At 67.0% G+C, this 14,090-nt stretch carries 14 protein-coding genes and 1 pseudogene; 12 read left to right on the forward strand and 3 right to left on the reverse strand.

Annotated elements, in window-relative coordinates; genetic code table 11:
- From Q0309_RS14890 to Q0309_RS14915, 6 genes are all read left to right on the forward strand, one after another.
- The coding region (locus Q0309_RS14890) for a tripartite tricarboxylate transporter TctB family protein (protein ID WP_299442828.1) at positions 1–658 on the forward strand (658 nt) is incomplete at its 5' end.
- Between the two features lie 54 nt (positions 659–712).
- Positions 713–2,272, forward strand: coding sequence for a tripartite tricarboxylate transporter permease (locus tag Q0309_RS14895; protein WP_299442831.1), 1,560 nt, complete (start codon positions 713–715; stop codon positions 2,270–2,272).
- 65 nt (positions 2,273–2,337) lie between these two features.
- Positions 2,338–2,622, forward strand: coding sequence for a hypothetical protein (locus Q0309_RS14900; RefSeq protein ID WP_299442834.1), 285 nt, complete (start codon positions 2,338–2,340; stop codon positions 2,620–2,622).
- A complete protein-coding gene (locus Q0309_RS14905; RefSeq protein WP_299442837.1) occupies positions 2,619–2,936 on the forward strand; it encodes a hypothetical protein in 318 nt (105 codons plus the stop codon). Before Q0309_RS14900 ends, Q0309_RS14905 begins: the two co-directional genes overlap by 4 nt.
- Positions 2,903–3,418, forward strand: coding sequence for a transketolase C-terminal domain-containing protein (locus tag Q0309_RS14910; protein ID WP_299442839.1), 516 nt, complete (start codon positions 2,903–2,905; stop codon positions 3,416–3,418). Before Q0309_RS14905 ends, Q0309_RS14910 begins: the two co-directional genes overlap by 34 nt.
- Positions 3,419–3,556: 138 nt before the next feature.
- On the forward strand, positions 3,557–4,126 hold the full coding sequence (locus Q0309_RS14915; protein ID WP_299442842.1) for an HD domain-containing protein: 570 nt from the start codon (positions 3,557–3,559) through the stop codon (positions 4,124–4,126).
- 737 nt (positions 4,127–4,863) lie between these two features.
- Here Q0309_RS14915 and Q0309_RS14920 read toward each other — a convergent pair.
- From Q0309_RS14920 to Q0309_RS14930, 3 genes are read right to left on the reverse strand one after another with little or no spacing between them, the layout of a single operon-like run.
- Complete coding sequence (locus Q0309_RS14920) at positions 4,864–5,472, reverse strand: hypothetical protein (RefSeq protein WP_299442845.1); 609 nt, start codon at positions 5,470–5,472, stop codon at positions 4,864–4,866.
- Positions 5,469–6,161 carry a methionine biosynthesis protein MetW gene (metW, locus tag Q0309_RS14925; protein WP_299442847.1) on the reverse strand — a complete coding sequence of 231 codons (693 nt, stop codon included), beginning with the start codon at positions 6,159–6,161 and terminating at the stop codon, positions 5,469–5,471. Before metW ends, Q0309_RS14920 begins: the two co-directional genes overlap by 4 nt.
- Positions 6,158–7,312 carry a homoserine O-acetyltransferase gene (locus Q0309_RS14930; RefSeq protein WP_299442849.1) on the reverse strand — a complete coding sequence of 385 codons (1,155 nt, stop codon included), beginning with the start codon at positions 7,310–7,312 and terminating at the stop codon, positions 6,158–6,160. The genes metW and Q0309_RS14930 overlap by 4 nt, the downstream gene beginning before the upstream one ends.
- Before the next feature lie 243 nt (positions 7,313–7,555).
- On the opposite strand from Q0309_RS14930, the gene Q0309_RS14935 reads away from it, so the two are divergent.
- The 6 genes and pseudogenes from Q0309_RS14935 to Q0309_RS14960 form a co-directional block, all read left to right on the forward strand.
- Positions 7,556–8,413, forward strand: a complete 858-nt coding sequence (locus Q0309_RS14935; protein ID WP_299442851.1) for a chorismate mutase — start codon at positions 7,556–7,558, stop codon at positions 8,411–8,413.
- Positions 8,414–8,483: 70 nt separating this feature from the next.
- Positions 8,484–9,575 carry a histidinol-phosphate transaminase gene (gene hisC, locus Q0309_RS14940; RefSeq protein WP_299442853.1) on the forward strand — a complete coding sequence of 364 codons (1,092 nt, stop codon included), beginning with the start codon at positions 8,484–8,486 and terminating at the stop codon, positions 9,573–9,575.
- On the forward strand, positions 9,572–10,453 hold the full coding sequence (locus Q0309_RS14945) for a prephenate/arogenate dehydrogenase family protein (protein WP_299442855.1): 882 nt from the start codon (positions 9,572–9,574) through the stop codon (positions 10,451–10,453). Before hisC ends, Q0309_RS14945 begins: the two co-directional genes overlap by 4 nt.
- Positions 10,454–10,550: 97 nt before the next feature.
- Entirely contained in the window at positions 10,551–11,603 is a 1,053-nt protein-coding gene (gene argC, locus Q0309_RS14950) for an N-acetyl-gamma-glutamyl-phosphate reductase (RefSeq protein WP_299442857.1), read from the forward strand.
- A 22-nt stretch (positions 11,604–11,625) separates the two neighbouring features.
- On the forward strand, positions 11,626–12,189 hold the full coding sequence (locus Q0309_RS14955) for a gamma carbonic anhydrase family protein (protein ID WP_299442859.1): 564 nt from the start codon (positions 11,626–11,628) through the stop codon (positions 12,187–12,189).
- 637 nt (positions 12,190–12,826) lie between these two features.
- Positions 12,827–13,786: pseudogene (locus Q0309_RS14960) on the forward strand (glycosyltransferase family 2 protein); the annotation flags it as partial.
- Positions 13,787–14,090 lie beyond the last annotated feature (304 nt).

The raw sequence follows: 14,090 nt of genomic DNA on the forward strand, positions 1-14,090 counted from the left end.
ATTCATCAGTTCGGGAATCCCCCAAAGTTTAGAATGGTTCGAGCGATTGCCCTGGTACGTCTCCCCGGCGCTGTTCCCGATGCTCGTCGGCCTGGGCATTCTGGCTCTGTCCGGCCTGTTGGTGCGTCATGCGGCGCGGACGTTGGGCCGCGACGGCGTCCGTGAGGCGTTGCGGCCCCATGCGACCCTGGTGTCCGCCCGCAATCTGCGGCTGTACCTGATCCTCGGCTCGATCATCGCCTACGTCTACGTGTTTGTGCCGCACGTCGATTTCGCCCTGGCGACGGCGTTCTTCCTGGCCGTGTTCGTCTTCGCCTTCCACCTCGACCGCGAGGCGTCGGTGACGCGCAATCTGGTGCTCATGGCGGGACTGGCGGTCGTGGTGGGCGCGGTGCTGGCCCTGGTCGAGGCACCCGCGCGCGGCCCGGCCGTGGACCTGTTGACCGTGGCCGGGATCATCGCCGTGGCCGCCGTCAATGCCCGCGCGCTGGTCCGTCAGGGCCTGGCCCTGAAGCCGTGGTGGACCGGGCTGGCGGTGGCACTGCTGACGCCGGCCGTGGTCTGCCCGGTGTTCCGCTATGGGCTGTTGGTTCCCCTGCCCCACGAGGGGCTGGTGATCGGCAGTCTCGACGCGTTGCGCTATGCGCTGTTCCGGTGACCGGCCGGCGCGATCCGCGCCCGCCCCCGTCCCGTTTGCCTTCGGTGCTTTGACATGGACGTGCTCAGTCAGTTCGGGCTCTTTTTCGCCACCCTCGCCGAGCTTGTGACCAGCCCGGTCGTCCTCGCCATCCTGCTGCTGTCGAGCTTGAGCGGCATTGCCTTCGGCGCCCTGCCCGGCCTGACCGCCACCCTGGGTGTGGCGCTGTTGACCACGCTGACCTATGGCCTGCCGCTGGAACACGCCCTGGTGGCGTTGCTGGCGATGTACGTGGGCGCCGTCTACGGCGGCTCCTACCCCGCGATCCTGGTCAACATCCCGGGCACGGCGGCCTCGGCCGCCTCGGCCATGGAGGGCTATCCGCTGGCCCAGCGCGGCGAGGGCGCGCGGGCGCTCGGCCTGACCACCACCGCATCGTTCATCGGCACGGCGATCGGGATGCTGTTCCTGGTGCTGCTGGCGCCGCAGATCGTCACCCTGGCGCTTCAGTTCACCTCGTACGAGGTCTTCCTGCTGGCCGTCTTCGGCATTCTGATCAGCGGCACGCTGACCAGCAGCGACCTGGTGGTGAAGGGCTGGATCGCCGGCCTGCTCGGCCTGGCGCTGTCCACCGTCGGCCGCGACCAGTTGCAGTTCTATCCGCGCTTCACCGTCGGAATGCCGGAGCTGGACAGCGGCCTCGAGGTGGTGCCGGTCCTCATCGGGGCCTTCGCCATTCCGCAGATCATCCGCGTGCTGCGCGACGACCTCGCCCTGGGCCAGCCGAAGACCTTCAAGCGCATCCTGCCCGAGTTCCGCACCATCGTGCGCAACGCCAAGCACAATGTGCGTTCGGCCCTGGTGGGGGTGGGCATCGGCTCTGTGCCGGGCATCGGCGAGGACATCGCCGGCTGGGTCTCCTACGGCGGCGCCAAGAGCACGTCGCGCCACCCGGAGACCTTCGGCAAGGGCGAGCCGGCCGGGCTGGTCTCGTCGGAAACCGCCAACAACGCGTGCATCGGCGGCGCGCTCATTCCGCTGCTGTCGCTGGGCATTCCCGGCAGCCCGCCGGCGGTGATGCTGTTGGGGGCCTTGATGATCCACGGCGTGACGGTCGGCCCGATGATCGAGTTCGACCGGCCCGGCTTCATCATCCAGGTGACCGCCATCCTGCTGCTGGCCTCGGCCGCCATGTGGATCAACGGCATGTTGCTGGCCCGCCATGTGGTCAAGGTGCTGCGGGTGCCGCCGGCCATCTTCATGCCGGTGGTGGCGGTGCTGTCGGTGAACGGCTCCTACGCGCTCGGGCTGAACGTGTTCAACCTGTACCTGATGGTGCCCATCGGCATCGCCGCGTACTTCCTGACCGAGTGGAAGTACCCGATCTCGCCGCTGGTGATCGGCGTCATCCTGGGACCGATGGCGGACGAGAATCTGCGCCGCGCCATGATGGTCTCCAACGGCGACTTCACGCCGTTCGTGACCCGCCCCGTCGCCCTGATCCTGCTGATCGCCATCGTCCTCATCATCGCCAGCCAAGTGCCGCCGGTGCGCCGCGCCATCGGCGGCCTTGGCCGGCGCCTGATGCCGGCCCGGCCCTCCCGCTCGGCGGCCCAGCAGACCGCGGACGGATGACGCGCCGCCCCACGGACCATCACACCAAGGCCCGCCCGGCCCTCCAGACTCCAAGGACGCCCACCATGCTGAAGCTGTCGATCATCACTCTGTTCCTGGGTCAGACCAAGAACCGCTTCCTGATCTACCAGGACCCCATCGATATCGCCGAGGTGCTGGACCGGGCCGGCCGCTCCGAGGGCTGCGACGGCGTGGAGTTGCGCTATCCGGCCGACTTCGGCGACCTGCCGGCGCTGAAGGAGGGGTTGAAGCGCAACGGCCTGTCGATCTCGGCCATCAACTTCGCCTCTGTCCGCAACGACCGCTGGGCGCGCGGCGCCTGGACGGCGAGGATCCACGCCCCACGATGATCGCCTGCCGCGCCCTGATCGGGTTCGGCATTCCGCGCATCCAGGACACACGAACAGCACACGGCGGCAAGCTCACCACCGAGGACACCGACGCCGCCCGCGAGGCCCTGGGTTGGCCGCATCCGCCCTTCGTGGTGCCCAAGGACATCCTGTCCGCGTGGCGCGCGGCCGGGGCGCGCGGCGCCGAGGCGCGCCGGGCCTGGGAGGCGCGGCTGGCGGTGCTGCCCAACGACGACCGGGCGGAGTTCGAACGCCGCATGGCCGGCGCGCTGCCGGAGGCTTGGCGCCGCCGCGCGACCGGCCGAGCGCCCTGATCTGCTCGCGCCAGCCGCTGCCGCCAGTGCGGACGGAGGCGGGCGAGGAGAACCGGTGCGCCCGGGGGGCCTACATCCTGGCTGACGCCGAGGCCGGCGCGCGCCGGGTCACCCTGTTCGCCACCGGATCCGAGGTGGCGGTCGCCCTGGCGGCGCGGGACATCCTCCAGGCCCGGGGCGTGCCGACCGCCGTCGTCTCCATGCCCTGCTGGGACCTGTTCGAGGAGCAGGACGAGGCCTACCGCGCCGCCGTCATCGGTCGCGGCACCGTGCGGGTGGCCGTCGAGGCGGCGGTGCGCCTGGGCTGGGACCGCTACATCGGCGAGGATGGCGGCTTCGTCGGCATGAGCGGCTTCGGTGCCTCGGGCGACGTCCCCGATGTGTTCCGGCACTTCGGGATCACCGCCGAGGCCGTGGTCGCGGCGGTCCAACGGGCGGACGGCAGCGTGGTCAGACCCCGGGAGCCGGTCTCGGCGGTGTGACGATGCGGAGGGACGGGACCGACGCCGCTTGATAGGATCGCGCCTGATTGGGGCCCGGACGCCGTCCCGGGACCCATCAGGCGGGGTTCGGATCGACCCGGTCCCCACTTGATCTGCCTTTGGTGGATTGGAGCCCCCATGCCGAGCCCCTGGTGTCCGGACGTTGCACTCAAAGCCTATCGCTTTGCCGCTGAGGCCCATTGGAACGACGCGCTCAGGCAGTGTGTCCCGGGCACGAACCTGCCGTACCTCCTGCATATCGGTTCGGTTGCCATGGAGGTCATGGCCGCTCTCGCTCGTGAGGATGGACACGACGGCACCCTGGCGGTGCAATGCGCGTATCTTCACGACACCATGGAAGACACGGCGACCACCTATGACGATCTGCTTGTGCGCTTCGGCGCGCCAGTCGCGGATGGTGTCCGGGCTCTGACCAAGGACCCGACCATCGGGGCCGACCAGGCCAAGCCGGATCGCAAGGCGCTGCAGATGGCGGACAGCCTGACCCGCATCCGCACCCAGCCCCCGGCGGTGTGGATGGTCAAGTTGGCCGACCGGATCACCAATCTGCAACCGCCGCCGGTTCATTGGTCGAGAGAGAAGGTTTCAGCCTATCGCCAGGAGGCGGGCCGAATCCTCGACGCGCTCTCGGGCGTCAGCCCGTTCCTGGATCAGCGGCTCCGGGACAAGATCTCGGCGTATGGATGACCACAGGTATCCTCACAGTGTTCCAGCGGTCTCGACGGTTTCCGGACGGGCGATCAAGCCGGCCGCCGTCGACGTTTTCGTTGAGCATCACCACGACCGCCGGACTCTTGCTGAGGTGGCCGGAGTCGTCGAGACAGCGTTTGGCGGATTTGTACCGTCCGACGAATGAACTGACTTCATTCGTCGGACGGCCGGCGCGCCCCTGGCATCGCTTCGCGATGCCAGCTTCAACCAAAATGGGGCCGGCGCCCACGGCGCCGCTTCGCGGCGCCGACAAAGTTTGGCCGCCCTTTGGGCGGCCGGGGCCGCGGAGCCGCGCGCCCCGAAGGGGCGCTGCGGCGAGAAAAACAAAGACTCGGCATCTCCGGCGCCCCGAAGCGACCAGCCGGACGAGTCAATCCAATCGCCGGGCCGTATTGAAGTGGATCGCCTGCCGTGGGTGAACCGCCCCTGGGGCCCCTGCAGGGAGGGCATTGTATTAATTGTATTAAAGGCAGGATCAGGGTGAAGCAGATTACAGCGCGCTCGCCGGTGTCAATAGAGGCCTTCTCATTATCCCGATTCGGAACAGTAAAATGTATTGCAGGCGCCCAAGAAGCTATGCAACGTATTGATTTAGTGAGATAAGCGTCTGCCTGAAAATCCCCGTGTCGGCAGTTCGAATCTGTCCCTGGGCACCATCTTCCAGGAAACCCAAAGGCCCAACAGGCGGAGAGCATGGCTCGCCCCCGTCAGCGTTATGGCTCGTCCCGCGCGGCCGGGTGCCACGCCAGCCCCTCGGCGTCGGGCCGCACCCGCCCCAGCAGCACCCCGGTCTCCTTGGCGGCCAGCCCCGCGAGGGGGCGGCCGATGATCATGGTCAGGGTCCCGCTGTCGTCGGCCACCGACCCGGCCGCCGAAACATCGGTCGGCGCCACCAGCCACGGCTGGCCGCCGTGGGTCGTCTCACGCCAGGCATGGAATCGGCGCAGGTCCAGCAGGACGTTGCCCCCCGGGTCGGCCAAGCGGACGTACGGCCCGTCACGCCCTTCGGCGCCGATCCAGTACAGGGCCAGGCCCTCGTCCCGATCGACGGCGGCGGGAAACAGAGGGGTGTCGATGATGTCCTGGCCGGCGCGTTGCACGGTGACATGCCGCGCCTGATGGGGCGCCAGCCAGGCCACCGACGGCAGGTCGAGGACTAGACGCCCGCCCCGCTCGGGCAGATCGACGGTGATGGTCTCGCGCGGCGGCTCCAGCGAGGAGCCGCCCGTCAGCGCGCCGACCCGCACCGCCGCCAGCGCGGCCGTGCCCAACACGACGGCCAGGGCGATCATCCCCAGCCAGACTCGGGTGCGTCGGGTCACGTCCGGCGTCCCCCGATGGCGGGCTCGGACCCGGGGGGATGATCCCGGCGCAACAGGAACACGGCCTGGGCGCTCATCAGATTGGCCCACGGTCCGGTCGCCGACAGCCGATTCACCCTGCCGTCCTCGTCCAACGCCACCCCCTTTTCGATCACGATGTCCATGCACCGGGCCAGAACCACGAAGTCCTTGATGGTGCAGTAGTGAATGTTGGGCGTGTCCCACCATTCCTCCGGCAGGCCGCGTGTCACCGGCATCCGCCCCTTGCTGACCAGGTGCCAGCGGGCTTTCCAGTAGCCGAAGTTGGGGAACGACACGATGGCCCGGTCGGCCACGCGCAGCAGATGCCCCAGCACCTCGCGCGGATGCTGGGTCGCCTGCAACGTTTGGCTCAGGATGGCGTAGTCGAACGCGCCGGCGGGGTAGTCGGCCAAGTCGGTATCGGCGTTGCCCTGGATGACCGACACACCGCGCCGCACGGCGGCGCGCACCCCAGCCATGGACAGCTCGATGCCCCGGCCGTTCACTCCCTTCACGCGGGCGAGATACTGCAGCAGGGCACCGTCGCCGCAGCCGACGTCCAGCACCCGGGCCTTCGGCGTCACCATGTCGGCGATCAGGCGCAGGTCGATGCGCAGTTCCCCGTTGGGGCCGGTGCCCGTGGTGGGGGGGACGGCGGGCGCGTTCATCCGCCGCCTCCCGCCGCCGTGGCCGGCAGGCCGCGATGCCGTGCCGCGCCGGCCAGGAAGCCGCGCAGTGTCTCGTGGAACTCCGGCTCTTCGAGCAGGAAGGCGTCGTGGCCCTTGTCGCTGTCCACCTCGACGAAGCTGACGTTGGCCGCCACGCTGTTCAGGGCTTGGACGATGGCGCGGCTTTCCACGGTCGGGAACAACCAGTCGCTGGAAAAGCTGATGACGCAGAACCTGACCGGCGTGTCGCGGAAGGCATAGGCCAGCCGTCCGCCGTGCTCTGTGGCCAGGTCGAAGTAGTCCATGGCCCGCGTGATGTAGAGATAGGCGTTGGCGTCGAACCGGTCGACGAAGGTCGAGCCCTGGTGCCGCAAGTAGCTTTCGACCTGAAAGTCGGCGTCGAAGCCGTAGGTGACACTGTCCCGGTTCTGCAGTTTGCGGCCGAACTTGCGGTGCAGGGCGGTCTCGGACAGATAGGTGATGTGCGCGGTCATGCGCGCCACGGCCAGGCCCCGGTGCGGGGTCACACCATGCTCGTGGTAGGCGCCGCCGCGCCAGTCCGGATCGGCCATGATGGCCTGCCGGCCGACCTCGTGAAAGGCGATGTTCTGGGCCGAATGGCGGTACGACGCGGCGATGGGCACGGCGGAGAACACCCGCTCGGGATAGGCGGCGGCCCATTCCAGCACCTGCATTCCGCCCATCGACCCGCCGATGACGCAGAACACCTGGTCGATGCCCAGGGCGTCGAGCAGACGCGCCTGTACTTTCACCATGTCGCCGATGGTGATGACGGGAAAGCCCAGGCCCCACGGGCGCCCGGTCTCGGGATTGATGTCGCGCGGCCCGGTGGTCCCCATGCACCCGCCCAGGACGTTGGCGCAGATGACGAAGAACCGATCGGTGTCCAGCACCCGACCGGGGCCGACCAGCCTGTCCCACCAGCCGGGCTTGCCGGTGATGGGATTGGTGCCGGTCATGAAATGGTCGCCCGTCAGGGCATGGCACACCAGGATCACATTCGAGCGATCCTCGTTCAAGCGGCCGATGGTCTGGAAGGCCACCGTGACCGGGCCAAGCTCGATCCCGCTGTCGAGGCGGATGGGCCGATCCTGGCCGACCACAAGAGACTGATTGTGCGGAGCATCCACCGGCGTCTCGTCAGGGCTGGGACGGAACCAAGGGATCGGAAGCGACGCGCGGCCGGCCTTCCGTGGTCGCCGGCATCGGCGGACCGCGAGACGCGCGCGCCTCCGCGCGCGGTGATCTCCATCGGCCTTCCTGAGCGCCGGAACACCTAGGCGGGACGCTGGCGAGTGTCAACGTTTTCTTTGATTTCGGGGGCTTCCCGGCTTATCACTGGGCCGCCCATCCCCGGCACGGAAACCGCCCATATGAGTTGCGTCCCAGACAATCTTGAAGCTTTGAGGCGCGACATCGACGCCCTCGACGACCAGATCGTGGACTTGCTGATGGAGCGGTGCGCGATCGTCGATCGAATCGCCGATGCCAAACGCGGCGGACCGATTCTGCGCCCGGGCCGCGAGGCCATGATCCTGCGCCGCCTGGTGGCGCGCTGGCAGGGCCGGCTGGCGAAGCGGACCCTCGTGCGCATGTGGCGCGAACTGCTGGCCGGGGTGGTCAGCACCCAGGGGCCGTTCGCGCTGGCCATCTGGATGCCGGAGCGCGGCGCCGGATATCTGGAGGTCGCCCGCAACCAATACGGCGCCTATACGCCGGCCACGACCCACCAGTCTGCCAGCCAGGTGGTGCGCGAGGTGACCAGCGGCACCGCCACCGTCGGCGTGCTGCCCCTGCCGCGCTGGGAAGATGACAATCCATGGTGGACGCAGATCCTGTCCACCTCGCCCGATACGCCGCACATCGTCGCCCGCCTGCCGATCACCGGGCCGGGACCGCTGGGGATCGAGGCCCTGGTCATCGCCCGAATGCCGCCGGAGGCCACCGACGACGATCGCTCTGTGATCGCGGTGGAGACGGAACGGAACATCAGCCGCTCGGCCTTCACCGAGGCCCTGTCGGCCGCCGGCCTGCCGCCCCGGGCCGTGTGGGACAGCCGCCCGGCCGGCGAGGACGCCCGCTTTCACCTGGTCGAGGTGGTGGGCTTTGTCGCGCCCGACGACGGCCGCCTCGCCGCCCTGCGCGGCGGCACCGACACCGGCGGCATCCGTAACGCCCTGCTGCTCGGCGCCTATGCCGCGCCCCTGTCGGCCGAGGCCCTGGCGGACTGACATCGAGTCCCCCACGCCGTCGGCCTGTCTCACGCCCCATCGCCTTTACCCCTGGACGCGGAACAACGTCATGAAACAGCCCCCTGTCCGCCCCGGCATCATGGACCTGCGGCCCTATGTGGCCGGTGACTCCGAACTCGAAGGCCGGACCCGGGTCGTCAAGCTGTCCTCCAACGAGGGCGCGCTCGGCCCCAGCCCCCGCGCCATCGAGGCCATGCGCGCCGCCGCGGCGGACGCCCACCGCTACCCGGACGGCGCGGCCACCGCCCTACGCGAGGCCATCGCCAAGCGGCACGGACTGGACCCGGCGCGGCTGGTGTGCGGCTCCGGTTCCGACGAGTTGATCTCGCTGCTGGTGCGAGCGTACGCCGGGCCAGGCGACGAGGTGCTGTTCCCCGCGCACGCGTTCCTGATGTACCGCATCTATGCCCAAGGCGCCGGGGTCACGCCGGTGGCCGCGCCCGAGCGCGACAAGGTGGCCGATGTCGACGCCCTGCTGGACCATGTCACGGAGCGCACCCGCATCCTGTTCCTGGCCAATCCCAACAACCCGACCGGGACCTACCTATCGGATGCCGAGGTCCGGCGCCTGCGGACGGGTCTGCGCGAGGACGTGCTGCTGGTGATCGACGCCGCCTACGCTGAATACGTCCAGAAGAACGACTACGAGCCCGGCGTGGCGCTGGTGGACACGCACCCGAACACGGTGATGCTGCGGACGTTCTCCAAGATCCACGGGCTGGGCGGCGCGCGCATCGGCTGGGCCTATGGCCCCGCCCACGTGATCGACGTGCTCAACCGGGTGCGCAGCCCGTTCAATGTGTCGGCGCCGGCCCTGGCCGCCGGGGCGGCGGCCATCGCCGACCAGACCTTTACCGACCTAGCGCGCCAGCACAACGATTACTGGCTGGACTGGACCCTGTCCAAGCTGCGGGGACTCGGCCTTGATCTGACCGAGAGCGTCGGCAACTTCGTCCTGGTCACCTTCCCGACCGAGCCCAGGCTGACGGTTCAGGACGCCGACGCGTTCCTGCGCGGCAAGGGCGTGATCGCGCGCGCGATGGGCGCCTATGGCCTGCCGAACAGCCTGCGAATCACCATCGGCACGGGCGAGGACATGCAGGCCTGCGTCGAGGCCCTGACGGAGTTCGTCGCCGGATGAGCGTGCTGTTCGACCGTGTGGCCATCATGGGCATCGGCCTGATCGGCTCGTCGCTGGCGCGCGCCATCAAGGCCGAGAGGCTGGCGCACAGGGTGGCGTGCGCCGATGCCAACGCCGCCCACGCCGACCGGGCCAGGGCGCTGGGGATCGTCGACGAGGCCGGCACCGACCCGGCCGAGGCGGCCGCCGGCGCCGATCTGGTGATGCTGTGCGTGCCGCTGGGCGCCTACGGCGAGGTGGCCGCCGCCATCGCCCCGGCGCTGAAGCCGGGGGCCATCGTCTCCGACGTGGGCTCGGTCAAGCAGGCGGTGATCCGCGACGTGGCGCCGCACCTGCCCGCTGGGGTGCACCTGGTGCCCGGCCACCCGGTCGCCGGCACCGAGAAGTCCGGCCCCGACGCCGGGTTCGCCGCCCTGTTCCCCGGCCGTTGGTGCATCCTCACCCCGTTGCCGGGCGCGGACGAGGCGGTGACACGCCGGGTGGCCGACCTGTGGCGCGCCTGCGGCATGACGGTCGAGCGCATGGACCCCGACCACCACGACCACGTGCTGGCCATCACCTCGCACCTGCCGCATCTGATCGCCTACACCATCGTCGGCACCGCCACCGACCTGGAAGAGCACCTGAAGCAGGAGGTGATCAAGTACTCCGCCTCCGGCTTCCGCGACTTCACGCGAATCGCCGGCAGCGATCCCACCATGTGGCGCGACGTGTTCCTGAACAACCGGGAAGCCGTGCTGGACTGCCTGCAACGCTTCACCGAGGATCTGACGGCCCTGCAGCGCGCCATCCGCCGGGGCGAGGGCGACATCCTGTTCGACCTGTTCACCCGCACCCGCGAAATCCGCAAGGGCGTGCAGGAGGCCAGGCAGGCGTAGGGCGGCCGGCCAACCTCGCTTGCCTTGAGACCCGCCGCGCGATCGGGCATGGTGTCCCTTCCCCAACAGATCACACACCAAGGAAAGCACCCGTCCCATGACGCAGACGGTTCGGATCGCCATTCTCGGAGCCAGCGGTTATACCGGCGCCGAGCTTGTGCGCTTGCTCGACACTCACCCCAACGCCGAACTCGCGATCCTCACCGCCGACCGCCGCGCGGGACAGACCCTGGCCGCCGTGTTCCCGCACCTGGCGCATGTCCCGGCGCCGCCGTTGGTGGCCATCGACGACGTCACGTCAGAGGACTGGGCGGGGGTCGATGTCGTCTTCTGTGCCCTGCCGCACGCCACCACCCAGGCGGTGGTCGCGCGCCTGCCGGAGCACCTGCGCATCGTCGACCTGTCGGCCGACTTCCGCCTGTACGACACGGATGTCTATGCCCAGTGGTACGGCGGCCCGCACCAGGCGCCAGAGCTGCAGAAGTCCGCCGTGTACGGCCTGACGGAACTGGAGCGGGAACGCATCGCGACGGCGCGGCTGGTGGCCAACCCCGGCTGTTACCCGACCGGCCCGCTGCTGGCGCTGATGCCGTTGATCGAGTCCGGGCTGATCGAGCCCGACGACATCATCATCGACGGCAAGTCGGGTGTCAGCGGCGCCGGGCGCGGCGCCAAGGAAGCCATGTTGCACGCCGAGATCTCGGAAGGCGTGCACGCCTACGCCGCCGCCAGCCACCGCCACGCCCCGGAGATCGAGCAGGGCCTGTCCAAGGCCGCGCGCCAGCCGGTGCTGGTCAACTTCACGCCGCACTTGATGCCCATGAACCGGGGCATTCTCTGCACGACCTACGTGCGTCCATATGGCGGAGCGGATGCCGGAACGCTGCTGTCGAAGTTGACCGTGACCTTCCAGGGCGAGCCGTTCGTCAAGGTGCTGCCCAAGGGCACGCTGCCGCACACCCGCCATGTGCGCGGCTCCAACCTGTGCCTGATCGGCGCCGTGGACGACCGCCTGCCGGGCCGGGTGATCCTGGTGACGGCCATCGACAACCTGGTCAAGGGCGCCGCGGGTCAGGCGATCCAGAACATGAACGTCATGCTCGGCCTGCCGGAGACGGCCGGGCTATCGATGGCGCCGATGTTCCCGTAAGCGAGACAAGGAGGTCTGCGACATGACCCCGATCATCCTGCCCTACCGGGGCGTTCTGCCGACCATCGACCCTGCGGCCTTCATCGCGCCCGGCGCCGTCGTCATCGGCGACGCCGTGATCGGCCCCGACACGGGCATCTGGTTCGGCTGCGTGGTGCGCGGTGATGTGCACGAGATCCGCATCGGCGCCGGCACCAACATCCAGGACGGCACCATCATCCACGTCAGCAAGGGCACCTTCGGCACGTACATCGGCGACGGAGTCACCGTTGGCCACAAGGCCATCATCCACGCCTGCACGCTGGAGGACCGCTGCTTCATCGGCATGGGGGCCACCATCATGGACGGCTGCGTCGTGGAAAGCGGCGCCATGGTCGCCGCCGGCGCGCTGGTGACGCCCGGCAAGCGGGTCAAGGCCGGCGAGTTGTGGGCCGGCAGCCCGGCCAAGCCCAAGCGCGACCTGACCGAGGACGACACGAAGACCTGGCCCGAGCAGGCGGCCCGCTACGCCGACCTGGCGCGCGAATACCGCGAAGCGCTGGCGTCCGGACCCACGCCGTCGGGCCAGCAAGAAACAACGGCGTAGGGCGCACTCGACCGCCGCGAAACGGCGGGACTGTCGATGGTGCCGATGTTGCCTTGATCCCTTGAAGAGATGCCATCTTGAACGATGGAGTTAAAATAAAATCAAGGAAGTAACCCGAAACCCCTGTAGCCGCCAGCCAACTTTTTCGTTTGACTGGGGTCAGGAAGGCGGCTATCCGTGCCCGAGGATCGGCGAGGAAGATGGGCGTCCGGAGGACGGGTCAATGTCGGTAGCGGATCTCATGGTCCGGGTCCTTGACGCGCACATCTTCTTCGGCGCTCACCCCAACGATCGTCGAACAACTGGCACGCTACATCGCCCCGAACGACGGCGCGGACCGCGACAAAGAGCCTTACCTGAATCATGCGCCGGACGATTCCACTCAGGCGCCCGGGCTGAGCGCCCACCCCGGCCGATGGGCGGGCCAGGATCGAAAATGCACGAGATTCAAAATGTTGTGCGGCGACCTTTGCCGTCAAGGGTATGACCCTTGACGGCGTCGGGTACTAGCGTTGGTCGAAACTGTCTTTTCAAACACCGCGCAGGGGGCACTCATGAAGTATGACATTGTTATTGCGACAAAAAACCGTGCGGATATGCTTGCCATTTCACTCCCCCTTTTTTTGAGCAAACCTTTCCGCCCAGCAAGGTTATTGTGGTTGATGCAAGCGGAGACCAGAAGAAAGACGTGGAATCTGTCTGCGAACAAACATCAAAGAAGTACAATAAGGACATAATCTTTCTGAATATAGAAAAAGGGAATTCGTCAGCACAAAGAAATATAGGCCTGTCCTATGTTGAGGAAGAGGTGATTGCATTCCCGGACGATGACTCCCTTTGGTATCATGATACGGCAGAGAATTTCATGAAACCCTATATGGATCCGGCTTTTTCTTATGTCGGGGGTGTCAATAATGTTGAGGTTGATAAAAGTCCGCTAGCGATTCCGGGGACAATCAAAAAAAGCGCATTTCAAACATTTAAGCAGAAAGTGGGTCGCCCTCGCCGGTTTATAGAAAATGCTCTATTCCCGTCCTCTTTCGATGTTCACGCGAGGTATCTCTATAGTCAATCAGAAGCGGATTTAGAGGCATACAACCGTGCATATTCGGTTGCGGAAACGCTCGGTGGATTTAGGATGACATTTCGCAGACGCGCAATTCGTGAGGTCGGGTTTGACGAAACCCTTGGTTCCGTGGTCGGGTATGCGCAACATGAAGACAAAGACGCGGCCCTTGCAATTATAAACAATGGATGGATCATTCTTGGTGTAAAGAGCGCGCGCGTTTATCATAATAACTATCCAGCAAAGCGTGGCAGCGGCGGATTTAATTATGGCTTCTTTCAGATATTTAACTACGCCTATATTTGTAGGCGGCGCATTGACGCGAGTTCTCCCGCCTCCTCAAAAACAATGCCGTTCTTGAGACACAAAATCCGGCTCTATACGCTCTTGCAGTTAGATCCCTATGGGCGACAAGTCTTGCAAGGTGCAAAAGCCGCCCTATCCGAATGCCCAAAGCTTTGGAGCATCCCCGACTCCGAACTCGAACAGGCCTATGCCGACATTTGTGGCCGCCATGTTACCAGTCCTTGACCTGATACCGGGCGACCGAAGTCATGACTCCTCCCTATTCGCCGGGCGCGGTGCCGACGCGGGAGAGCCCTCGGCTCGCTTCGCTCGCTCGGGATGACGATTTTCCCTAAGAAACAAATACATACGTCACCCCGAAGCGTCCGTCAGGACGCGAGGAATCTCCCAACGTGGCGTGCCGACGGTCCGGAAAACGTGTCACGATTTCCGTCGCTTGACCTGATTTAACCCCGCAGAACGACAGACAGGACGATCCGTAACCGGGGCAAAAGTCCGGGCAGCGGGACTCATAATTGGTTGCGCGCGA

Origin of the sequence: uncultured Rhodospira sp., assembly GCF_937138205.1 — a bacterium.
Lineage (GTDB): Bacteria > Pseudomonadota > Alphaproteobacteria > Rhodospirillales > Rhodospirillaceae > Rhodospira.

Coding starts and splice junctions, on each gene's coding strand:
- Q0309_RS14895 (WP_299442831.1), top strand. CDS start 713: ATGGACGTGCTCAGTCAGTTCGGGCTCTTTTTCGCCACCCTCGCCGAG.
- Q0309_RS14900 (WP_299442834.1), top strand. CDS start 2,338: ATGCTGAAGCTGTCGATCATCACTCTGTTCCTGGGTCAGACCAAGAAC.
- Q0309_RS14905 (WP_299442837.1), top strand. CDS start 2,619: ATGATCGCCTGCCGCGCCCTGATCGGGTTCGGCATTCCGCGCATCCAG.
- Q0309_RS14915 (WP_299442842.1), top strand. CDS start 3,557: ATGCCGAGCCCCTGGTGTCCGGACGTTGCACTCAAAGCCTATCGCTTT.
- metW (WP_299442847.1), bottom strand. CDS start 6,161: ATGAACGCGCCCGCCGTCCCCCCCACCACGGGCACCGGCCCCAACGGG.
- Q0309_RS14935 (WP_299442851.1), top strand. CDS start 7,556: ATGAGTTGCGTCCCAGACAATCTTGAAGCTTTGAGGCGCGACATCGAC.
- hisC (WP_299442853.1), top strand. CDS start 8,484: ATGAAACAGCCCCCTGTCCGCCCCGGCATCATGGACCTGCGGCCCTAT.
- Q0309_RS14945 (WP_299442855.1), top strand. CDS start 9,572: ATGAGCGTGCTGTTCGACCGTGTGGCCATCATGGGCATCGGCCTGATC.
- argC (WP_299442857.1), top strand. CDS start 10,551: ATGACGCAGACGGTTCGGATCGCCATTCTCGGAGCCAGCGGTTATACC.
- Q0309_RS14955 (WP_299442859.1), top strand. CDS start 11,626: ATGACCCCGATCATCCTGCCCTACCGGGGCGTTCTGCCGACCATCGAC.